Annotated in this window: 23 protein-coding genes; 8 read left to right on the top strand and 15 right to left on the bottom strand. The window is 61.4% G+C overall.

The window, feature by feature from the left end; all coding sequences use genetic code 11:
- Nucleotide 1 precedes the first annotated feature (1 nt).
- A complete protein-coding gene (phhA, locus tag ACI2I1_RS04725) occupies nt 2-943 on the top strand; it encodes a phenylalanine 4-monooxygenase (RefSeq protein WP_224812505.1) in 942 nt (313 codons plus the stop codon).
- A 78-nt stretch (nt 944-1021) separates the two neighbouring features.
- Here the strand turns inward: phhA and ACI2I1_RS04720 are convergent, their stop codons facing one another.
- The 6 genes from ACI2I1_RS04720 to ACI2I1_RS04695 form a co-directional block, all read right to left on the bottom strand.
- Nucleotides 1022-1267 (bottom strand): hypothetical protein, encoded by a 246-nt coding sequence (locus ACI2I1_RS04720; RefSeq protein ID WP_221542549.1) that lies wholly within the window; start codon nt 1265-1267, stop codon nt 1022-1024.
- A gap of 158 nt (nt 1268-1425) precedes the next feature.
- Complete coding sequence (locus tag ACI2I1_RS04715; protein WP_224812504.1) at nt 1426-1701, bottom strand: hypothetical protein; 276 nt, start codon at nt 1699-1701, stop codon at nt 1426-1428.
- 69 nt (nt 1702-1770) lie between these two features.
- Nucleotides 1771-2025 carry a GlsB/YeaQ/YmgE family stress response membrane protein gene (locus ACI2I1_RS04710; protein WP_221542551.1) on the bottom strand — a complete coding sequence of 85 codons (255 nt, stop codon included), beginning with the start codon at nt 2023-2025 and terminating at the stop codon, nt 1771-1773.
- Between the two features lie 94 nt (nt 2026-2119).
- The gene (locus ACI2I1_RS04705) at nt 2120-2914 is read right to left on the bottom strand and encodes an undecaprenyl-diphosphate phosphatase (RefSeq protein WP_221542552.1); all 795 of its coding nucleotides are present in this window, start codon (nt 2912-2914) and stop codon (nt 2120-2122) included.
- Between the two features lie 80 nt (nt 2915-2994).
- Nucleotides 2995-5139 carry a M13 family metallopeptidase gene (locus tag ACI2I1_RS04700; protein WP_224812502.1) on the bottom strand — a complete coding sequence of 715 codons (2145 nt, stop codon included), beginning with the start codon at nt 5137-5139 and terminating at the stop codon, nt 2995-2997.
- A gap of 127 nt (nt 5140-5266) precedes the next feature.
- Complete coding sequence (locus ACI2I1_RS04695) at nt 5267-6994, bottom strand: ABC transporter transmembrane domain-containing protein (protein WP_404678342.1); 1728 nt, start codon at nt 6992-6994, stop codon at nt 5267-5269.
- A 259-nt stretch (nt 6995-7253) separates the two neighbouring features.
- On the opposite strand from ACI2I1_RS04695, the gene ACI2I1_RS04690 reads away from it, so the two are divergent.
- Nucleotides 7254-8489 (top strand): polyhydroxyalkanoate depolymerase, encoded by a 1236-nt coding sequence (locus tag ACI2I1_RS04690; RefSeq protein WP_404678111.1) that lies wholly within the window; start codon nt 7254-7256, stop codon nt 8487-8489.
- A 17-nt stretch (nt 8490-8506) separates the two neighbouring features.
- Here ACI2I1_RS04690 and ACI2I1_RS04685 read toward each other — a convergent pair whose 3' ends face one another.
- From ACI2I1_RS04685 to ACI2I1_RS04660, 6 genes are all read right to left on the bottom strand, one after another.
- Complete coding sequence (locus ACI2I1_RS04685; protein ID WP_404678110.1) at nt 8507-9040, bottom strand: hypothetical protein; 534 nt, start codon at nt 9038-9040, stop codon at nt 8507-8509.
- A gap of 96 nt (nt 9041-9136) precedes the next feature.
- On the bottom strand, nt 9137-9976 hold the full coding sequence (fghA, locus tag ACI2I1_RS04680; RefSeq protein ID WP_404678109.1) for an S-formylglutathione hydrolase: 840 nt from the start codon (nt 9974-9976) through the stop codon (nt 9137-9139).
- Complete coding sequence (locus tag ACI2I1_RS04675) at nt 9973-10476, bottom strand: prolyl-tRNA synthetase associated domain-containing protein (protein ID WP_404678341.1); 504 nt, start codon at nt 10474-10476, stop codon at nt 9973-9975. The genes fghA and ACI2I1_RS04675 overlap by 4 nt, the downstream gene beginning before the upstream one ends.
- Nucleotides 10477-10478: 2 nt before the next feature.
- Entirely contained in the window at nt 10479-10871 is a 393-nt protein-coding gene (locus ACI2I1_RS04670) for a VOC family protein (protein WP_221542557.1), read from the bottom strand.
- Nucleotides 10872-10893: 22 nt separating this feature from the next.
- Complete coding sequence (locus tag ACI2I1_RS04665) at nt 10894-11247, bottom strand: cupin domain-containing protein (protein WP_404678108.1); 354 nt, start codon at nt 11245-11247, stop codon at nt 10894-10896.
- Entirely contained in the window at nt 11247-12356 is a 1110-nt protein-coding gene (locus ACI2I1_RS04660) for an S-(hydroxymethyl)glutathione dehydrogenase/class III alcohol dehydrogenase (RefSeq protein WP_404678107.1), read from the bottom strand. The genes ACI2I1_RS04665 and ACI2I1_RS04660 overlap by 1 nt, the downstream gene beginning before the upstream one ends.
- A gap of 100 nt (nt 12357-12456) precedes the next feature.
- On the opposite strand from ACI2I1_RS04660, the gene ACI2I1_RS04655 reads away from it, so the two are divergent.
- The 4 genes from ACI2I1_RS04655 (at nt 12457) to ACI2I1_RS04640 (ending at nt 14487) form a co-directional block, all read left to right on the top strand.
- The gene (locus tag ACI2I1_RS04655; protein ID WP_247710760.1) at nt 12457-12822 is read left to right on the top strand and encodes a hypothetical protein; all 366 of its coding nucleotides are present in this window, start codon (nt 12457-12459) and stop codon (nt 12820-12822) included.
- A gap of 67 nt (nt 12823-12889) precedes the next feature.
- Nucleotides 12890-13357, top strand: a complete 468-nt coding sequence (locus ACI2I1_RS04650; protein WP_404678106.1) for a hypothetical protein — start codon at nt 12890-12892, stop codon at nt 13355-13357.
- A 76-nt stretch (nt 13358-13433) separates the two neighbouring features.
- Nucleotides 13434-14105, top strand: a complete 672-nt coding sequence (locus ACI2I1_RS04645; protein ID WP_224813152.1) for a glutathione S-transferase family protein — start codon at nt 13434-13436, stop codon at nt 14103-14105.
- A 13-nt stretch (nt 14106-14118) separates the two neighbouring features.
- Complete coding sequence (locus ACI2I1_RS04640; RefSeq protein ID WP_404678105.1) at nt 14119-14487, top strand: hypothetical protein; 369 nt, start codon at nt 14119-14121, stop codon at nt 14485-14487.
- A gap of 255 nt (nt 14488-14742) precedes the next feature.
- Here the strand turns inward: ACI2I1_RS04640 and ACI2I1_RS04635 are convergent, their stop codons facing one another.
- On the bottom strand, nt 14743-15030 hold the full coding sequence (locus ACI2I1_RS04635) for a hypothetical protein (RefSeq protein WP_404678104.1): 288 nt from the start codon (nt 15028-15030) through the stop codon (nt 14743-14745).
- Nucleotides 15031-15107: 77 nt separating this feature from the next.
- Nucleotides 15108-15923 carry a bifunctional DNA-formamidopyrimidine glycosylase/DNA-(apurinic or apyrimidinic site) lyase gene (gene mutM / locus ACI2I1_RS04630; RefSeq protein ID WP_404678103.1) on the bottom strand — a complete coding sequence of 272 codons (816 nt, stop codon included), beginning with the start codon at nt 15921-15923 and terminating at the stop codon, nt 15108-15110.
- Between the two features lie 56 nt (nt 15924-15979).
- Between mutM and ACI2I1_RS04625 the strand changes: the two genes are divergently transcribed.
- Both ACI2I1_RS04625 and ubiB read left to right on the top strand, forming a co-directional pair.
- Entirely contained in the window at nt 15980-16711 is a 732-nt protein-coding gene (locus tag ACI2I1_RS04625; RefSeq protein ID WP_404678102.1) for a class I SAM-dependent methyltransferase, read from the top strand.
- 1 nt (nt 16712) lies between these two features.
- The gene (ubiB, locus tag ACI2I1_RS04620; RefSeq protein ID WP_404678101.1) at nt 16713-18275 is read left to right on the top strand and encodes a 2-polyprenylphenol 6-hydroxylase; all 1563 of its coding nucleotides are present in this window, start codon (nt 16713-16715) and stop codon (nt 18273-18275) included.
- Here ubiB and ACI2I1_RS04615 read toward each other — a convergent pair.
- Nucleotides 18253-18654: a hypothetical protein gene (locus ACI2I1_RS04615; RefSeq protein WP_221542566.1), complete on the bottom strand. Its 402-nt coding sequence runs from the start codon at nt 18652-18654 to the stop codon at nt 18253-18255. The two genes, ubiB and ACI2I1_RS04615, sit on opposite strands and share 23 nt — an antisense overlap.
- Nucleotides 18655-18782 lie beyond the last annotated feature (128 nt).

Here is an 18782-nt window from a genome sequence, read left to right as displayed (position 1 = left end):
TATGGCTACACTCGCAGAACCAGAGCACGACTTTACCCGCCTGCCGGAAATGCCGGCGGATGTCTTCACCGCGCCGCTGAAGAAGCCCGCCCATATCGGCGACGACTGGCTCGAGCCCAAGCAGACCGAATACGACAGCGACGACGATGCGATCTGGAACGATCTGTTCAAGCGCCAGATGGAGATGCTGCCCGGCCGCGCCGCGACTGCGTTCATGGAAGGCACCGAAAAGCTCGATCTGGGGCGCGGCGGTGTGCCCGAATTCGGCAAACTGTCGGAAGAACTGGACAAGCTCACCGGGTGGAGCGTGGTGCCCGTGCCCATGCTGATCCCCGATCACGTGTTCTTCTGGCATCTTGCCAACCGGCGCTTTCCGGCAGGAAACTTCATCCGCACGCGCGAGACATTCGATTACATCCAGGAACCCGATGTCTTCCACGATGTCTTCGGGCACGTGCCCATGCTGACCGATCCGGTTTACGCGGATTACATGCAGGAATATGGCAAGGCCGGCTGGAAGGCGATGCGCTACAACCGGCTGAAGGCCTTGGGCTCGCTCTATTGGTATACGGTCGAATTCGGCCTGCTGGAAGAAACGCCGGGTGATATCCGCGCCTATGGCGCTGGCATTCTCTCCGGTCCGACCGAAGTGGTCTATTCGGTCGAGGCGGAAAGCCCGAACCGGATCATGCTGAACGTCGACCGGGTCATGCGTACCGACTACGTGATCAGCGATCTCCAGCCGACCTATTTCGTCATCTCCAGCTTCGAGGATCTCTACCGCCAGACCGTGGAGCGCGATTTCGACAAGCTGTACCGCAATCTCGGTCCCGGCTTCACCTATGCCAATACGGCGGTGATCGACGTGGACAATGTGGTGAACCGCGGCACGCTGGAATACACTTTGCGCGGCGGTCGCGGCAGCGGCGCCAAACCTGTCTGACGCAAGTCTATGTGACACATAAAAACGGGCGCCGGATTGCTCCGCCGCCCGTTTTCTTTTCCGTAAGTACGGAGAAGATTACATGGTTTCGTCGACCTGGTCTTCCATGTTTTCTTCCATGGCGTCGGTCTGATCGTCCATCGCGTCAGCCTGTTCGTCGGTGATTTCACCGCTGGCTTCCATTTCGTTGACCTGAGCGTCGCGGTTATCTTCCATCTGCTCGATGTTGTCTTCGGCCTGGTTTTCAGCAGCGCTGTCACATGCGGCAAGGCCCAGCGACATAGCAGCAGCCGAAACGACGAGAGCGGTCTTGTTGAACTTCATTTTGATTCCCCTTGGTTAATCACGAGCCACATGACGGCGGGTCCGCATGCGACTTTCATGGCCAAAATGTGTCAGACCGCTCTATGGTTCCCGTTTTCTTAAAAGAAAACGGCCCTGGATCGCTCCCGGGCCGCTTCCAGCATAATTCAAACGTTCGATTACATCGTCGATTCGTCGACGGTGCTGCCGATGGGTTCGTCATTGGTGCCCATGTCGGTATCGCCTTCAGCAGCGTCTTCGACACGGTCGGCCTGCTCTTCCATCACATCTGCTTCGGCGTCGGTGATCTGGCCGGCATCTTCCATAGCGTCAGCCTGGTCTTCCATAGCTTCGGCCTGCTCTTCGGCGGCTTCTTCTTGGGGGCTGTCGCAAGCGGCGAGGCCGAGGCTGAGGGCTGCAGCAGAAGCAACGATAGTAGCTTTGGTGAACTTCATGAGATTTCCCTTTACGCGGATGCGCACCCCACGGCCGCTATCCGGCTTTCTGGATAAAAGGAACTTCGCTTAACGCAAGGCCTTCTGACGAAAGAGATTATAAGCTGTTATCAGCACTACAGCGCCGAGCGTTGCCCACAGCAAAGTGATGCCCTGGATCGAACCGAGGAACATGCCTCCCGAAGTGGCGACCCCGACCACGACCGAACCGATGGTGCCTGCAAGTATGTTCCTGACGACGCTGCGACCATCTTCGAGCCGCAAGAATATGGTCGCGAGCCAGCCGAGCAATGCTCCGGCAACTATTAGAATTATCAGGCCCATTTCGGTACTCGCAAAAATATTCTGTCGCGCTCAGTGTCTTAAATTCCGGCACATGGCAGATGGTTCCTGAAATGCGCCGGAGACTAATTATGAATTACAGGAAGAGCAGCAGCGCGGAGCCGAGGATGACCCGGTAAATGACGAAGACCAGCATTGAGGCTTTCTTCAGGAAATTCATCAGGAACATCATCGTGGCCAGCGCGGCAAAGAACGTCAGCACGCCTGTCACCAGCGCATCCTGCTGCATCTGTGCGGTCGCATCCGCGAGGTCGAGTGCGGCCAGCAGGCCCGCACCGGCCACTGCTGGAATGGCCAGCAGGAACGAGAACCGTGCCGATTCGACCCTGGTATAGCCCAGCGCCCGCGCCGCGGTCATGGTGGAGCCGGAGCGGCTGGTGCCCGGAATGAGGGCCAGCGCCTGTGCACAGCCGACCAGGATCGCGTCTCTCAGCGTCATATCCTCGTAAGCCTTGGTTTGCTTGCCGAAGCGATCTGCGAGACCCAGCAGGATGCCGAAGATGATCAAGTTGGTCGCAACCAGATCAGTCGAGCGGAAGCCTTCTAGATAACCGCCCGTCTTGATGAAAAGCCCAACGGCGACGGCCGGGATGGTGCCGATCAGGACGAACCAGAACAGGCGGCGCTGTTCATCGTCCTTGCCCAGCCCCACGCTGGCGAAGCCGCCCCGGGCCAGGCCGAGGACATCCTTCCAGAAATAGAGAATGATCGCGAGCAGCGAACCGACATGCACGGCCACATCGATGAGCGGGCCCTGGTCGGGGAAGTCGGTCAGCTTGGGAATCAGGATCAGATGGCCCGACGATGAAATCGGGAGGAATTCCGTGATGCCCTGGACGATCGCGATGATCAGTTCTTGGAGGAAGGTCATGGGGTCCGTTCCATGAAGAAAGGGCGGAGCAAGTCAAGCGACCTTCTCCGCCCATTTCCTTTTTCACGCCGTGCTGCGGCTTACCAGATGCTGATGCGCTCTTCCGGCGGGAGGTAAAGTGCGTCATCCTTGGTCACGTTGAACGCCTTGTACCAAGCGTCCATGTTCCGCACGATGCCGTTCACGCGGAACTCTTCGGGGCTGTGCGGATCGGTGGTGAGACGCTGACGCGCGGCAGCTTCGCGCTGCTGCGAACGCCAGACCTGCGCCCAAGCCAGGAAGAAGCGCTGATCGCCGGTCAAGCCGTCGATTACCTTGTCTTCCTTGCCGTTCAGCGAGAGCTTGTAGGCACGGTAGGCCAGGCTCAGCCCGCCAAGATCGCCGATATTCTCGCCGAGCGTCAGGCGGCCATTCACACAGGTTTCGCCATCGTCCAGCGGGCAGTAGGAATTATACTGTTCCACCAGCGCATCGCCCAGCTTGTCGAAGGCCTGGCGATCGGCATCGGTCCACCAGTTGCGCAGCATGCCGGTGCCGTCCGACTTGGAGCCCTGATCGTCGAAGCCGTGGCCCATTTCATGGCCGATCACGCCGCCGATACCGCCGTAATTCACCGCCGGATCCGCACTGATGCCGAAGAACGGCTGCTGAAGGATGGCGGCGGGGAAAACGATCTCGTTCTTGGTCGGATTGTAATAGGCGTTTACCGTCTGCGGCAGCATGTACCACTCCGTCCGGTCGATCGGGCCGCCAAGCTTGCTCAGCATGTCGTTCCAGGCCCATTTCGAAGCCTCGATACGGTTGGCAATCGGCGAGGCTGGCTGGATCGTCAGACCTTCGTAGGTTTCGAGATTGTCCCTGTAGCCGATCTTGGGATCGAAAGCGTCAAGCTTGGCGATCGCCTGCTTCTTGGTGTCGCGGCCCATCCAGTCGAGTTCCTCGATGGAGTTTGCCATCGCCCGGCGCAGATTGGCGACGAGTTCGTCCATCGCTGCCTTGTTTTCCGGCGGGAAATAGTCGGCGACATAGGATTTGCCGAGCAGTTCGCCCATCAGGCTTTCGGTTTCACCGATGGCGCGCTTCCAGCGGGGGCGCTGTTCGGGAGTGCCGTTGAGCAGCGTGCCGTAGAAAGCGAAGTTCGCATCGTCGAACCGCTTGGGCAGTACTTCGGCGTTGCTGGAAAGGAAGCCCTTGGCGGTCCACGCCTGCAGCACATCCATCGGCGTTTCGAGGATAAGCTGCATCGCGGCGGGCATGCCGCCGCCGATCTTGGCGAGGGTTTCCGCATCAAGGCCCAGCTCTTCGGCGCGTTCCTGGCTCGGCGGGAGGTCGGTCACGATGAAACGATCGACATCTTCGAAGCCGCTGGCAGTCAGCATTGCTGCAAGCGGGAAGCCGCCAGCCTTGGCGTTGAGCTCTTCCGGCGTCAGCGCATTGTAGGTCAGGTCGTCATTGCGGCGCGTCGCGCGATCCCAAGCGACCTTGCGGGCCAGCGAATCTTCGAAGTCATAGACCTTCTGCGCCATGCCTGCGGCATCAGAATAGCCAGCTTCGCCGAGCAGGAAGCCGAGGTATTCGCGATATTTCGCCTGGATGTTCGCACCCTTCTCGCTCTCGTCGAGATAATAGTCGCGGTCGGGCAGACCGAGACCGCCGGATCCGGCATGGACCGAATAACGCGTCGGCTCTTTCGCATCGACTTCGACATAGGCGAAGAGCGGCGAGGAATAGCCCGGGCTACCCCAGAGCTCTGCCAGGCTGGCCAGCGTTTCGGCGCCCTTGATTTCTTCCAGATAGGGCTGCGCCGGAGCGAGGCCAGCTGCTTCGATGGCGGCCGTATCCAGATAACCCTCGTAGGCATCGACAATGCGCTTTTCATTGGCGGTCAGCGTGGCAGGGTCTTTCGCAGTCAACCGGTCGACCAGCGTCTTCACGTCCGAAGTCGACTTTTCGCGCAGCAGGTTGAAAGCGCCGAAGCGGCTGAATTCTGCCGGCAGCGGATTGGCATCGAGCCATTTCTGGTTGGCATAGGCGAAAAAGTCGTCGCCCGGATCGATATCCTGCGAGATGGAGGCCGGATCGAAGCCCCAGTCGCCGAATTCCATCGTGGGCAGCGGGGTTTGCTCCGTGGCCGGTGCCGCCTCGGCGGCTTCTTCCGCCATGGCAGGTGCGCAGATGGCGAGGGCCAGTGCCGATGCGCCAAGCGTCAAAATTCTCGATTTCATGAGTGCAGTCTCCTTCAGGCAGCCGACCGCGCTCGTAGGAGAGCAGGCGACCTCGTGCAGTTTGGATAGCATATCGAGGCGACGGGAGTCGCCGTTCGTCGGATGGACGGCGAATTTGGTCGAACGGTCAGGCCGCTTCATCGCCGAACTGGAGCTTCGACAAGCGCGCATACAGGCCGCCATTGATGGCCAGCTGATCATGCGTTCCCTGCTCGACCATTCTGCCCTGATCCATGACCACGATGCGGTCCGCCGCCCTCACCGTGGCGAGCCGGTGAGCGATCACCAGCGTCGTGCGGTTTTCCATCAGGCGGTCGAGCGCATCCTGCACCAGCCGTTCGCTTTCCGCATCGAGCGCGCTGGTCGCTTCGTCCAGCAGCAGGATCGGGGCATCGCGAAGAAGTGCGCGCGCAATGGCGAGGCGCTGGCGCTGCCCGCCCGAAAGCTGCGTCCCGTCCTCACCCAGATGGGTATCGAGCCCTCGCGGGAGATTTTCAAGGAAGTCCGCGGCGTTCGCGGCCTTTGCAGCCTGCCAGATTTCTTCCTCGGTGGCGTCCCATTGGCCATACCGCAGATTGTCCCGCGCACTGGCGGAAAACAAGACGCCTTCTTGCGGGACAAGGGCGATACGGCGGCGGATTTCCGCCGGATCCGCCTTTGCGAGTGGAATTCCATCGAGCCTGACAGTGCCCGCCTGCGGGTCGTAAAAGCGTTCGGCCAGCTGGAACAGCGTGGACTTGCCCGCGCCCGATGGGCCCACGATGGCCACAGTCTCGCCGGGTTCGACCTCCAGCGTGAAATCTTCGAGCGCGGCGGTTTCGGGGCGCGTCGGATAGCGGAAGGTCACATTGCGGAAAGACAGGCCGCCGCGTGCCGGCTTTGGTAGCGGCATGGGGCTTTCCGGCGCGGAAATCTCCGGCTCGGCATGAAGCAGCTCGGCGAGCCGACTGGCCGCGCCCGCTGCGCGCAGCAGGTCGCCCAGAACTTCGGTCAGCGCGCCGAAGCTGCCCGCAGCGATGACGCCCGCGAAGACAAAAGCCGCGATGGTCCCGCCCGTGATGACGCCTTCTTCCACCAGCAGGGCGCCGCGCCACAGCAGAACGGTAATCGATCCGAAGACCAGCGTGATGAGGATCGCCGTCATGACCGCCCGGATCAGGATACGCTGCCGCGCGATGTCGAACGTGCGTTCTACGGCGTCGCCGAACCGCTCGCCTTCGCGCGCCTGCTGGCCGAAGGCCTGTACGATTTTGGTCGCCGACAGGACTTCCGTCACCATCGAGCCGACGTCGGCAACGCGGTCCTGGCTGGTGCGGCTGACCTTGCGGAGCCGGGATCCGAAGATGGCGATAGGGATGATCACTACGGGAATGCCGATGACGAGATAGAGCGCAAGCTGCGGCGCGAGCCAGAAGAGATAGCCGACGCTGAGGACGGCCATGATGAGGTTACGCAGGGCGACCGAGAGCGTGGTGCCCACCGTCTGCTCGATGATCGCGGTATCAGCAGTCATCCGGCTCGAGATTTCCTTGGGACTGTTGGTCTCGAAGAATGAAGGAGAAAGGCGCAGCAGATTGGTGTGCACGGCCTTGCGCACATCCGCGACAACGCGTTCGCCCAGCCAGCTGACGAAATAGAAACGCAGGGCGGTAAAGATGCCCAAGGCGCCCACCAGGATCAGGAGATAACGGAACCAGCGCCCGATATCCGCCCCGCCTTCAGCCGCAAAACCGCGGTCGATGATGAGTTTCAGCGCGCTCGGCAGCGCCAGCGAGCTGATGATCGCGGTGATCAGCAGGGCCGCGGCGGCCAGGACCAGCTGTAATGGATAGGCCTTGGCAGCATCGTACACCATGCGCAGCGGTTTCAGGCTGCGGTTTTCGCCGTCGCGTCGCCGCCCGAATATCCGGCGGCGAGCTTTCTCAGGTGTACCCGTCTCGTCCATGGGCGCCCAGTTAGGCGCGGGGAGCGCTAAAATCCACACCGCTGCGCCGTAAACGGCACTTTTACACTGTTTGTGCATTGCACAATCGCCAACCAATCGTCACATTGTGGCAAATCGGACGTGCCGCAGAAAAAGCCATAACAGTGCGGCCAGCAGGGAACGCCAGCATATGCTCTACCACCTTCACGAACTCCAGAGGAGCTGGCTTTCCAGCGCCAGCACCTTCGCTTCGATCGGCTCGGAAATGCTTTCGAATCCGGCGCTGGCGATGGGTTACATGGGGATGGGCCAGATGGCCGCCAGCGCGCTGGAAGTCTTCGCCCATGCAACGGCGACTTATGGCAAACCGGCCTGGGGGATCGAACACGTGACCGTGGATCGTGACCAGTATCCGGTGGTGGAATCCACCGTGCTGAACAAGCCCTTCGGAAATCTCAAGCGATTCCACCGCGAAGGTCTTCCGGAAGATGCGCCGCGCCTGCTGGTGGTCGCGCCGATGAGCGGGCATCACGCCACGCTTCTGCGCGGTACGGTCGAACGCATGCTGCAGAACTACGTGGTGTTCGTCACTGACTGGGCCGATGCGCGCGATGTCCCGCTGCACGAAGGCGAGTTCGATCTCGACGATTACATGGAATATGTGATCGAGTTTTTGGAGCATATCGGCCCGGGCAAAAACGGCGGCGGCGCGAATGTGATGGCGGTGTGCCAGCCCTCGGTGCCGGTTTTCGCTGCCACCGCGATCATGAACCGCGACGGCAATGAATGCGCTCCGAAAACGTTGACCATGATGGGCGGGCCGATCGATACGCGGTGTTCACCCACCAGCGTCAACGATCTGGCGATGGAGCGGCCGATCGAGTGGTTCCGCCATAATGTCATCGCCACGGTGCCGGTGCAGTATCGGGGATCGGGGCGTAAGGTCTATCCGGGCTTCATGCAGCTGGCCGGCTTCATGACCATGAACCTCGGCAATCACATGATGAGCCATTACGAGATGTTCAAACACCTCAACAAGGGCGACGATGCGAGCGCGCAGGCGACGAAGGATTTCTACGACGAATATCGCAGCGTCTGCGACATGACGGCGGAATTTTATCTGCAGACGGTGGTGGAGGTGTTCCAGAAACACTCCATCCCCAACGGCACCTTCATGCACCGCGGCAAACGCGTGGATCTGGGCGACATCACCGAGACCGCGCTGCTCGCCATCGAGGGCGAACGAGACGATATTTCTGGCCTTGGCCAGACCCGTGCCGCTTTAGAGCTGACGCCCAATCTCGATGTCTCGAAAAAGCGCTACTACATGGCGGAAGGGGCCGGGCATTATGGTATCTTCAACGGCAGCAAATGGCGCGACCGGATCGCGCCAGTGGTGGAGGAATTCATCGCCGCGCATGGGTGAGGCGAATAGGCGACTTTCTACTGACCAAGGCCGCCGAGCATTCCATCGAAACCAGGATCGTATTTGAGCGCAACGGCGCGAAATTCGGACGCAATTTCGTGCAGTTCCGATTTTGGTGCGCAGCTGTGTTGAGAAAAGCTACGCCTCTTGCCGTCGGCGCCGATCGCAATTTCCGTCGTCGCTCCGTCGGTGCAGATGACCAGAGGATCCCCATAAAAGGATAGCTGTGCCAATCGATTCGACGCATTTTCAATCCGGTCGATAAGCGTCTGGGCGTCCGCGGTAGGTATTTCCATAACGTTGCGACGTGTGGTGACGAGCCCAGTCCCGGGCTGCCAATCATAGCCGGCTATCTGGAGAATCCATCCTTCTTCTCGTTGGAAGAGGGTGATCTGCTGCGCCGCAGGTGGCGGCGACATGCTGGCCTCAAACGTCACCGAATAGGCTGGCTCGCTGTCGATCGAAAAATCGCACACGTCGAGCAGGTGGCTCGAATCCAGTTCTTCTTGCGAGGGGCAGGGGACTGCGTCGCCGCTCGCCCCCGATGCCATTAGCATTGCGAGAAATATACTTAGCACGGCCGCACCCTACCCTATGATCGCGGTGAGACTGCGCCTAGGCTGAAGCGAAAGCAAGCCCGCTGTCAGCTACATCAAACGCGCGGCATGCCAGGCCACATGCTCGGCCATGAAGGTCGAGATGAAGTAGTAGGAGTGGTCGTAGCCCTCCTGCATGCGGATGTCCGCGGGAATGCCGGCCTTGGCGCAGGCCATCGACAGAAGGCCGGTCTTGAGCTGGTCCTCGAGGAAATTGTCCGCCGTACCTTGGTCGACCAGCAGATGATCGACCCGCGCGCCGTTCTCGATCAGCGCGACTGCGTCATATTCTGCCCATGCCGCGCGGTCCTCGCCCAGATAGCGGGCTAATGCCTTTTCGCCCCATGGCACCTTGCTGGGCGCGACGATCGGCGCGAAGGCGCTGATGGAGCGGAAGCGGTCCGGATTGCGCAGTCCGATGGTCAACGCACCGTGGCCGCCCATCGAGTGGCCGGTGATCCCCTGCCGCGCCGGGTCGACCGGGAAATTCGCCTCGATCAGGCCGGGCAATTCGTCCTCGATATAGCTTCGCATCCGGTAATGCTGCGCCCAAGGGGCCTGTGTCGCATCGACATAAAAGCCTGCGCCCTTGCCGAAATCATACTCGTCTTCCGCATCGGGCACATCCTGCCCGCGCGGGCTGGTATCGGGGGCGATGAAGATCACGCCGTGCTCCGCGCAAGCTGCGCGGTATTCGCCCTTTTCGGTGACGTTGGCATGCGTGCAGGTCAGGCCCGACAGATACCACAGCACCGGCAGTTTCGCGCCGTCGGCATGCGGCGGCACATAGACTGAGAAGGTCATCTCCGTGCCGGTGCTTTCGGAGTGATGCGAGAGAACGAACTGTTCGCCGCCAAAGGCCTTGTTCTGCGAAAGGTATTCGAGTGTCATCGGGTTTCCTGTGCGGGTATGTCTGCGACCAGCGGCGCATGCCCCCAATGTTCGAGCAGCCGCAAGCAGTCCGCGCCGGACAGACCGATGGTCGCGGTATTGCGAAGAGGGTGGACGTTGATCCGGTCTGCCTCTGCCAGGGTCCGGTCGAGGACCACGGTGATGCTTCCAGGCGCGGCGTTGATCGCGCCCAGCGGCGTGACCGAGCCGGGCGTCAGGACCAGCAGCCGGTCCATGTCCTCGGGCTTGCCGAAGCTCACCCGCTTGCAGCCGATCGCCCGCGGCAGAGCCTTCAGGTCCACGCGCATTTCGGCGGGCACAGTCACCAGCCAGAACGCGCCGCCTGCATCTTTCAGGAACAGATTCTTGGTGTGCTCGCCGGGAATGGCGTTTTTCACGCCGCGGCTTTCCGCCACGGTGAAGACCGCTTCATGATCGTGATGTTCGAAGGGGATCGCGAGCGCGTTCAGATCGGCCCGCAATCCCGCTTCGCCGCGCATGCTCACTTGGGGCGATAGATGCCGCAAATCTTGTGGCCGTCGAGATCGCGGAAATAGGACAGATGCACATCACCCATGCTGGTCTGACGAAGGCCGGGGGCATCCTCGCATGTCGTCCCGCCCGCGGCGATGGCGACGTCGTGGAGTTCCTTCACCTGTTCCGGCGAAGAACATTTGAACCCGAGCGTGAAGCCATTGGCGCAGGTCGCCGCCTCGTCGTTGATCGGCTGCGACAGCGCCAGCACGTTGCCGTCATGCATGAAGAACACGCGCTTGTGGCCGCTGTCGGACGTGTTGTCCATCGAACCGGCCGCCCCCAGCACGCTGAGGACCTTCTCGTAGAAAGCCTTCGATTTCTCGATATCGTTGGTGCCGATCATGACATGATTGAACATGGGTACTCTCCTCGCTTTGGTTTCAGGCGTCGACCGCAATCGTAGCGGTCTCGGGATCGCCGGTGTTGGGGGAATCTGCCGGGTCCAACATCAGGACTTGAACCTCTCCCTTGCGTGCGTTGGGCCTATGTTCCTCCCCCGCCTCGATCAGGAGCAGGTCGCCCGGCTGCAGAGTTTCGGTGCGGCCGCGAAACTCGATGTCGAGCTCGCCGTCGAGGCACAGGAACAGCTCGTCATGAGTGTGCCTGTGCCATTCGAACTCCCCCTCGAGCCTCGCGATACGCACCTCGTGACCCTCGTATCGCGCGACAATGCGCGGCGCCCATCGTTCGGTGAACGTGCCGAACTTTTCGGCGAGGGTCACTTTGCTGGCCATCAGTCGTAAACCACCACGCTGCGGATGCTTTCGCCCGAATGCATCAGGTCGAATGCCTTGTTGATTTCTTCCAGCTTCAGAACATGCGTGATCATCGGGTCGATCTGGATCTTGCCGTCCATGTACCAGTCGACGATCTTGGGCACATCGGTCCGGCCCTTCGCGCCGCCGAAGGCCGTGCCGCGCCAGTTGCGACCCGTGACCAGCTGGAACGGGCGCGTCTCGATGGTCTTGCCGGCTTCGGCAACACCGATGATGATGCTGGTGCCCCAGCCCTTGTGGCAGCATTCGAGCGCCTGCCGCATCACCTCGGTATTGCCGGTGCAGTCGAAGCTGTAATCTGCGCCGCCGTCGAGCATTTCGACCAGCGTCGCCACGACATCGTCGACATCCTTGGGATTGACGAAATCGGTCATGCCGAAATGTTCGGCATAAGGCTTCTTGTCGTGGTTGATGTCGACGCCAACGATCCGGTCTGCGCCAGCCATCTTCGCGCCCTGGATCACGTTGAGGCCGATTCCGCCTAGGCCGAAGACCACCACATTGTCGCCCGGGCGCACATCGGCGGTATTGACCACCGCGCCGACGCCGGTCGTGACGCCGCAGCCGATGTAACAGCTGGTGTGGAAGGGCGCGTCCTCGCGGATTTTCGCCACTGCGATCTCGGGCAGGACCGTGAAGTTCGAGAAGGTCGAACACCCCATATAATGATAAATCGGCTTGCCGTTATAGCTGAAGCGCGTGGTGCCATCGGGCATCAGTCCCTTGCCCTGCGTTTCGCGAATGGCGCTGCACAGGTTGGTCTTGCCCGACAGGCACATTTTACACTGGCGGCATTCGGGCGTGTAGAGCGGGATGACATGGTCGCCCGGCTTGACCGAGGTCACGCCCTTGCCGACTTCGCGTACGATGCCCGCGCCTTCATGGCCGAGCACGCTGGGGAAAAGCCCCTCGCTGTCGAGTCCGTCCAGTGTATAGGCATCGGTATGGCAGATGCCGGTCGCCTTGATCTCGACCAGAACTTCGCCCTCTTTCGGGCCTTCCAGATCGAGTTCGACGATTTCCAGCGGCTTCTTCGCTTCAAATGCTACGGCTGCTCTGGTTTTCATGGCGCGTATATCTCCTTTGGCGACCGGGCCTAGGGAAGGGCGCTTGCGCTCGCAAGACGTGTTGCTTGCCGTTCAGCGCGCAGGATATAGAAGTGGCCGCATGAAACTGCTTATGGCCCCGCTCGCTGTCCTCATGCTCTCTCCCGCCGCACAGGCGCAGGAGACTGCGGCAACGCCGCAGCTCACCGCCCAGCAATCCGCCACGCTGCGCTGCTCGGCCGCCTTCGCCATCGTGGCGCAGGGGCAGAGTGAAGGCGTCGAGGCTGCTCTGGCCTATCCTCCGATGAACAAGCGGGGGCGCGAGTTTTTCGTGCGCAGTACTGCGCGATTGATGGATGAGCTGAGCCTTGACCGCACCGCGTTGCAGGAACTCGCGGCGAAGGAAGCGCGTGACTTGCAAAATGAAGGTGCGGTGGACGAGGTGATGCCCGCCTGCCTCATGATGCTGGACGCTTCGGGGCTTTAGGCGGTGTTCAGGCCCCTGTCAGCGGCAGCGGCCTATCGATCCCGTAAACTGCCGAATGGGGACAGCAATGCGTAAACTTATCTTGGCAACCATGGCGACTGCGGCTCTTGCCGCACCGATGTCGCTGTCGGCTCAGGAAGTCGTGGAGATTGGCGAGCCGATTCATGACCAGGACGCCTCGCAAGATCTTTCCGGCTTTGCCGAACGCATGCAGGATCCAGACACGCAGCGCGAGCTGGCGCTGATGGTCCGCACCATGGGCGAAATCCTGCTCGACCTGCCGATCGCCCCGCTGGTCGCTGCAGCGGGGGAGATGAGCGAAGACCTGACCGGCAAGGATCTGCCCCCAGTCGATCCGGATGCGACGCTGCGCAAGATTGCGCCGCTCAGCAGCCGCGCCCCGGAAGAGATCGAACGCAATCTTCCGCGCGCCCTCAATGCGATGGGATCGATGGCGAAGGCGCTCGAAACCATGGCGCCCACTCTCAGGGACATGGCCGCCCGGATGAAGACCATCACCCCGCAAGCCGATTGAAAAACGTCGCAAAACTTTGACCGCGCAGTGTCTGCCAGTGGACGCGGGCGCGCGGCTGATGCATGAGCGCTCCAGCATGTGGCAGCTGCACCAATTCCCTTTGTGTCCCTTCAGCCGGAAGCTGCGTCTCCTCATGGGGGAGAAAGCGGTCGCCTATGAGCTTGTTCGGGAAAATCCCTGGGAAGCGCGCGATGCGTTCTGGCAGCTCAATCCGGCGGGGCGGACCCCCGTGCTTCACGATCCCGCGCGCCGCGTAACCCTGTGCGATAGCCAGGCGATCTGCGAATTCTTCGAAGAAACGGTCGAGCGCGTGCCGATGATTTCGGGCAATGCGATGCAGCGCGCCGAAATCCGCCGTCTGACGGCCTTGTTCGATGAGAATTTCTATCACGATGTGACAGAGCCCGCCCTGCACGAGAAGATGAAAAAACGGCTGGTCCTGCGCCAGCCGCCCGATGGGCAGGTGCTGCGCCAGATGGGCCGGTTGCTGCATGGCCACCTCGATTATATCGACTGGCTGGTCGATACGCGGCAATGGCTCGCGGGTCCGCAGCTGAGCCTCGCCGACCTGACCTGCGCGGCGCATCTCTCGGTTGTCGATTACCTCGGCGCGGTCGACTGGCGCGGGCACGAGCAGGCGCAGGGCTGGTACATGGTCATGAAAAGCCGCCCCAGCTTCCGCCCGCTGCTGAGCGAGAAGATGGACGGCCTGCCCCCGCCACGGGAATATGCCTCGCTGGATTTGTGAGGAATTTGGTGGGATGAGGCTTCTAGGGCAGCGCTGGCGTTTTCAGCTCGAAAATTCAGAGATATTCGTAGACAACGCTTTCAGCTTGCTTGGTTGGGCTCAAGAACGCCTCGTGGTGAACGGTGATCCTGTTCAACAAGCGGGGCAATGGTTCGCCTTTCGCCGTTCATTCGCTGAGGACTGGCTGACGGCTACCGGTGACGGTGTCTTGGAAATAAGAATGCGCTCGACGATAAATGCTGTGAACTGCAAGGTCGTTCTCGACGGAAAAGAAATTGAACCTGATGGCTTTTATGAGGCCACATGGAAAGGCAAACTAAGTTGGCCTCTTGAAGTCGATTGGCAAGAAGTCGAGAAGTTCACCTTCGGCAACAAAGTCTAGCCTGCATACGGCATCATTTCTGACAAACCGGACAAACCATGTGCTGCGTCCGCTATGCACGAGGCGGCGGGCCGTGTCGCCGTCCTCGTGGTAGGAGGGCTCGCCTTCACCCTCACCGCCGTGGAAGCTTGTAACGCGGCATGAGCAGGCGCAGGGTTTTTACATGGTCATGAAAAGCCGCCCCAGCTTCCGTCCGCTGCTGAGCGAGAAGATGGACGGCCTGCCCCCGCCACGGGAATATGCCTCGCTGGATCTCTAGTGATCGGTTTGCGCTATTGGTGAGGAGAACAAACCCCTTCTTTTCGCAAGAATGAAAAGAAGCACGGCGAGAAGCAAAGCGGTCGCGAAGCCAATCATTCGTTGCTCCAAGACTAATTGCGATTTGAACATCAGTCCAAGAAAATTTGCCGCCAGAGGTATCAGTATAGCGAGGCGGGCGGCCAGCGCCTTACCTTTGGAACGCGCTAACATACCGTAAATAATCCCGCCGAATACGAGTGTGTTTAATGTATCGGATATTACTAGGCCAATATTCGAATCCATTTCGCTTTGCTAACTGAAATTCACTGGATTTCCAAACGCCGACTTTAGGGGGGCGGGTTATACTTGGGTGAATTGCATCATCTCTGACAAACCGGGCAGAACCACGTGCTTCTCCCGCCCTGCACGATGCGGCGAATGGTACCGCCGTCCTCGTGGTGGCAGGGCTCAGCCTCGCGGCCGTAGACGTGGAAGCGGGTGGCGAAATAGCCGAGGTTTCCGTCGGGCTGGGCGAAATCGCGCAAGGTGCTGCCGCCGTCGCGAATGGATCGCTCCAGCACGTCCTTGATTGCGGGGACGAGGCGGCGCAGCTGCGGCATGGTCACCTTGCCGCCCGCCTTTCGCGGATGGATGCCAGCATGCCACAGCGCCTCGCAGACATAGATATTGCCGAGGCCGGCCACGATGCTCTGGTCGAGCAGCACCAGCTTGATGGCCTGTTTGCGCCCGCGCGTCGCCTCGCGCAGGTGTTCGGGGGTGAGGTCTTCCCCTAGCGGCTCCGGCCCCAGCGCGGCGAAAGGTTTCCATGTCACCAGCTCTTGCGCCGTCATCAGATCGACCGAGCCGAAGCGGCGCGGATCGTTCAAGGCGAAGCGGTGGCCTGCGGTCTCGATCACGAGATGGTCGTGCTTCTCGTCCTCTGCCGGGTCGATCCGCCAGCGACCGCTCATGCCGAGGTGGAACACCATCGCGTGGTCGCGGCTGGTGTGGATGAGGCCGTATTTCGCCCGGCGCGAGAGCTGCGTCACGCTTGCCCCGGTCAGTGCCTGCACCAGATCGGGCGGGAAGGGGCGGCGCATGTCGGGGCGGTTGACCGTCACCTGCGTGATGGTCTCACCCTGCAGGAACCGCGCAAGGCCGCGCACCGTTGTTTCGACTTCGGGAAGCTCTGGCATGAAAACCCCTCTAACACCCTTTGCGCCCCGCTCAATTCCCCCTAAGGCTCCCTCCCATGAGTGACACTGTTTCCTTCGGCTACGAAGACATCGACGCAAGCGAGAAGACCGGCCGCGTGGGCGAGGTGTTTTCCAATGTCGCCGCCAAATACGACGTGATGAACGATGCGATGTCCATGGGCATGCACCGCCTGTGGAAGGATCGCTTCGTGGCTCGCGTGAAACCGCAGCCGGGCGAACAGATCCTCGACATGGCGGGCGGCACGGGCGACATCGCTTTCCGCCTGGCGGACAAGGGCGCAAGCGTCACCGTGTCGGACATCAATCAGGACATGCTCGACGTCGGTATCGAGCGCGCAATGGACCGCGGGATCGACGGGCTGGTGTGGAGCCGCCAGAACGCCGAGGAACTGGCCTTTTCGAGCCGGACCTTCGATGCCTACACCATCGCTTTCGGCATTCGCAACGTGACGCACACGCTCATGGCGCTGAAGGAAGCGCACCGGGTGCTGAAATTCGGCGGGCGGTTTTACTGCCTCGAATTCTCGACCGTCGAATGGCCGGGCTTCAAGGAAGCCTACGACCTGTATTCGCACAAGCTGGTGCCCCAGATCGGCAAGGCAGTTGCCGGGGACGAGGACAGCTATCGCTATCTCATCGAATCGATCCGCCGCTTCCCCGACATGCCCGCCTTCGAGGCGATGATCCGCGAGGCGGGCTTCTCGAACACCCGGGTCGAGCCGATAATGGGCGGGCTCGTGGCGATCCATTCGGGCTGGAAAGTCTAGGGTGGCCAAACCCGCAACGCACATCTGGCGGCTGCTGAAATGGGGCCGCACGCTCGCGCGCCACGGGGCGCTGCGCGGGATCGAGAACGATCCCAACACGCCTGCGCCGGTCAAGCGCCTCGCGCGGATCGCCCGGTTCGGCACGGTCCAGCCGAAGGAGCCCGACTACGCCGGCGCATTCCGCGAAATCGGCCCCGCCGCGATCAAGCTCGGCCAGACGCTGGCGACGCGGCCCGATCTCGTGGGCGAGGATGCGGCGAAGAACCTGCTCAGCCTGCAGGATAATCTGCCGCCCGTGCCGTTCGAGCAGATTCGCCAGAGCATCGAGGGAAGTTTCGAGCAGCCGCTGGAAAATCTCTGGGCTGAATTCGATCCCGAACCGGTGGGCGCAGCCTCCATCGCGCAGGTTCACCGCGCGGTGACGACCGATGGCCGGCAGGTCGCCGTCAAGGTGCTGCGCCCCGGCGTGCGCGAACGGTTCGCCAAGGACATCTCGACTTACGAATGGGCCGCCGCGCATCTGGAAAGCTTCGGCGGCGAAGCGGCGCGGCTGCGGCCCCGGCTGACCATCGCCAATTTCAAGCGCTGGACCTTGCGCGAACTGGACCTGCGGCGCGAAGCCGCCAGCGCGTCGGAGCTGGCCGAGCACATGGTCGGCACCGAGAAATACGAGATCCCCGGCATCGACTGGGACCGAACCAATGGCCGGGTGATGACGGTCGATTGGGTCGACGGGATCAAGATCAGCAATACCGAGGCGCTGATTGCCGCAGGCCACGACATGGACGAACTGGCCAGCCGCCTCGTCCTCGCCTTCCTCAAGCAGGCGATTTCGGCCGGGTTCTTCCACGCCGACATGCATCAGGGCAATCTGTTCGTGAAACCCGACGGCACGATTGCGGCGATCGATTTCGGCATCATGGGCCGGATCGACCGGCAGGCGCGCATGTGGCTGGCGGAAATCCTCTATGGCCTGACCACGGGCAATTACCGCCGCGTCGCCGAAATCCATTTCGAGGCGCAATATGTGCCGAGCTATCACAATGTCGACGAGTTCGCGACCGCGCTACGCGCCGTGGGCGAACCGATGCGCGGCAAGCCGGTGAGCGAGCTGTCGGTGGGCCAGATGCTCGACGGGCTGTTCGCGATCACCCGCGATTTCGACATGCAGACCCAGCCGCATCTGCTGCTGCTGCAGAAAACCATGGTGATGGTCGAAGGCATCGCCACCCAGCTCAATCCCAAGATCAACATGTGGGACGTTTCCGCACCCTTCGTGCGCAGCTGGATTCGCGACGAACTGGGTCCCGAGGCCGCGATTGCCGAACGCATTCGCGAAGATACCGAAACTTTGCTGCGGATCCCTGCGCTCGTGCGCCGGATCGAGGACCGCTTCCCGCCCAAGGGGGGCGCGCCCGAAGCGCCGCCGCTGCCCGAGGTGGAGCTGATCTGGGAACGCCGCGAACGCATGCAGAAGGGCCGCGGCTGGTTTGGCTATCTCGTCGCTGCCGGCGCCGGCGGGATCGGTGTCTGGGCCGCGCTTACGCAGGGCCTGCTGGGCTGACCCGGCCATAGGGCAGCAGCCTGATGGCCAGCACCATCACGACGACATGCAGCGCCTCCACCGCCATCGGCTGCCACCAGCCGTCATAGGTGCCGACCGCGATCAGATTGACCAGCCTGCCGGTGAAGGCGATGGTGAACAGGGCCAGCGCAGGCCACAGCATGTCCGCGCGCCGTTTCCACGCTGTCCAGCCCATGCATAACGCGGCCAGCCAGAAAAAGGCGGTAAAGTCCCCGCGCATCGCCGAAAGCCCTTCCGGCGTGGCGGATTGCAGCCCGAAATCCGCGCCTGCCGTGGCCGGGTCGAGAAAGAAGCTGATCCCCAGCATCAGGTCGAGCAGGGCGCCCAGAGCCAGCAGGATGACGAGAATGAATTGCATGGAAGGTCCTCAGCATTACCGTTTTCTAAACCATACGCTGGCAAGGGTGCGCAGGAATGTCACGCTTTTGCGTGCTGGCAATGACGGACGGGGGGCGCTAGCAAGCGCATCAATGACGCAATGGGATT

Origin of the sequence: Qipengyuania sp. NPDC077563 (genome assembly GCF_044901345.1) — a bacterium.
Taxonomy (GTDB): domain Bacteria; phylum Pseudomonadota; class Alphaproteobacteria; order Sphingomonadales; family Sphingomonadaceae; genus Qipengyuania; species Qipengyuania aestuarii.
Note: the sequence above shows the minus strand (reverse complement) of the source record. Positions and strands in the feature narration are given on the sequence as shown.

What these genes read in the sequence shown, in the direction of transcription:
- ACI2I1_RS04650 (WP_404678106.1), top strand. Translation starts at nt 12,890, where the DNA reads ATGCGTAAACTTATCTTGGCAACCATGGCGACTGCGGCTCTTGCCGCA.
- ACI2I1_RS04665 (WP_404678108.1), bottom strand. Translation starts at nt 11,247, where the DNA reads ATGGCCAGCAAAGTGACCCTCGCCGAAAAGTTCGGCACGTTCACCGAA.
- ACI2I1_RS04640 (WP_404678105.1), top strand. Translation starts at nt 14,119, where the DNA reads ATGAGGCTTCTAGGGCAGCGCTGGCGTTTTCAGCTCGAAAATTCAGAG.
- ACI2I1_RS04720 (WP_221542549.1), bottom strand. Translation starts at nt 1,267, where the DNA reads ATGAAGTTCAACAAGACCGCTCTCGTCGTTTCGGCTGCTGCTATGTCG.
- ACI2I1_RS04700 (WP_224812502.1), bottom strand. Translation starts at nt 5,139, where the DNA reads ATGAAATCGAGAATTTTGACGCTTGGCGCATCGGCACTGGCCCTCGCC.
- ACI2I1_RS04645 (WP_224813152.1), top strand. Translation starts at nt 13,434, where the DNA reads ATGTGGCAGCTGCACCAATTCCCTTTGTGTCCCTTCAGCCGGAAGCTG.
- ACI2I1_RS04670 (WP_221542557.1), bottom strand. Translation starts at nt 10,871, where the DNA reads ATGTTCAATCATGTCATGATCGGCACCAACGATATCGAGAAATCGAAG.
- ACI2I1_RS04655 (WP_247710760.1), top strand. Translation starts at nt 12,457, where the DNA reads ATGAAACTGCTTATGGCCCCGCTCGCTGTCCTCATGCTCTCTCCCGCC.
- phhA (WP_224812505.1), top strand. Translation starts at nt 2, where the DNA reads ATGGCTACACTCGCAGAACCAGAGCACGACTTTACCCGCCTGCCGGAA.
- ACI2I1_RS04710 (WP_221542551.1), bottom strand. Translation starts at nt 2,025, where the DNA reads ATGGGCCTGATAATTCTAATAGTTGCCGGAGCATTGCTCGGCTGGCTC.
- ACI2I1_RS04705 (WP_221542552.1), bottom strand. Translation starts at nt 2,914, where the DNA reads ATGACCTTCCTCCAAGAACTGATCATCGCGATCGTCCAGGGCATCACG.
- mutM (WP_404678103.1), bottom strand. Translation starts at nt 15,923, where the DNA reads ATGCCAGAGCTTCCCGAAGTCGAAACAACGGTGCGCGGCCTTGCGCGG.
- ACI2I1_RS04715 (WP_224812504.1), bottom strand. Translation starts at nt 1,701, where the DNA reads ATGAAGTTCACCAAAGCTACTATCGTTGCTTCTGCTGCAGCCCTCAGC.
- ACI2I1_RS04675 (WP_404678341.1), bottom strand. Translation starts at nt 10,476, where the DNA reads ATGCGCGGCGAAGCGGGATTGCGGGCCGATCTGAACGCGCTCGCGATC.
- ACI2I1_RS04635 (WP_404678104.1), bottom strand. Translation starts at nt 15,030, where the DNA reads ATGGATTCGAATATTGGCCTAGTAATATCCGATACATTAAACACACTC.
- ACI2I1_RS04685 (WP_404678110.1), bottom strand. Translation starts at nt 9,040, where the DNA reads ATGGCATCGGGGGCGAGCGGCGACGCAGTCCCCTGCCCCTCGCAAGAA.
- ACI2I1_RS04625 (WP_404678102.1), top strand. Translation starts at nt 15,980, where the DNA reads ATGAGTGACACTGTTTCCTTCGGCTACGAAGACATCGACGCAAGCGAG.
- ACI2I1_RS04615 (WP_221542566.1), bottom strand. Translation starts at nt 18,654, where the DNA reads ATGCAATTCATTCTCGTCATCCTGCTGGCTCTGGGCGCCCTGCTCGAC.
- ACI2I1_RS04660 (WP_404678107.1), bottom strand. Translation starts at nt 12,356, where the DNA reads ATGAAAACCAGAGCAGCCGTAGCATTTGAAGCGAAGAAGCCGCTGGAA.
- ACI2I1_RS04695 (WP_404678342.1), bottom strand. Translation starts at nt 6,994, where the DNA reads ATGGTGTACGATGCTGCCAAGGCCTATCCATTACAGCTGGTCCTGGCC.
- ACI2I1_RS04690 (WP_404678111.1), top strand. Translation starts at nt 7,254, where the DNA reads ATGCTCTACCACCTTCACGAACTCCAGAGGAGCTGGCTTTCCAGCGCC.
- fghA (WP_404678109.1), bottom strand. Translation starts at nt 9,976, where the DNA reads ATGACACTCGAATACCTTTCGCAGAACAAGGCCTTTGGCGGCGAACAG.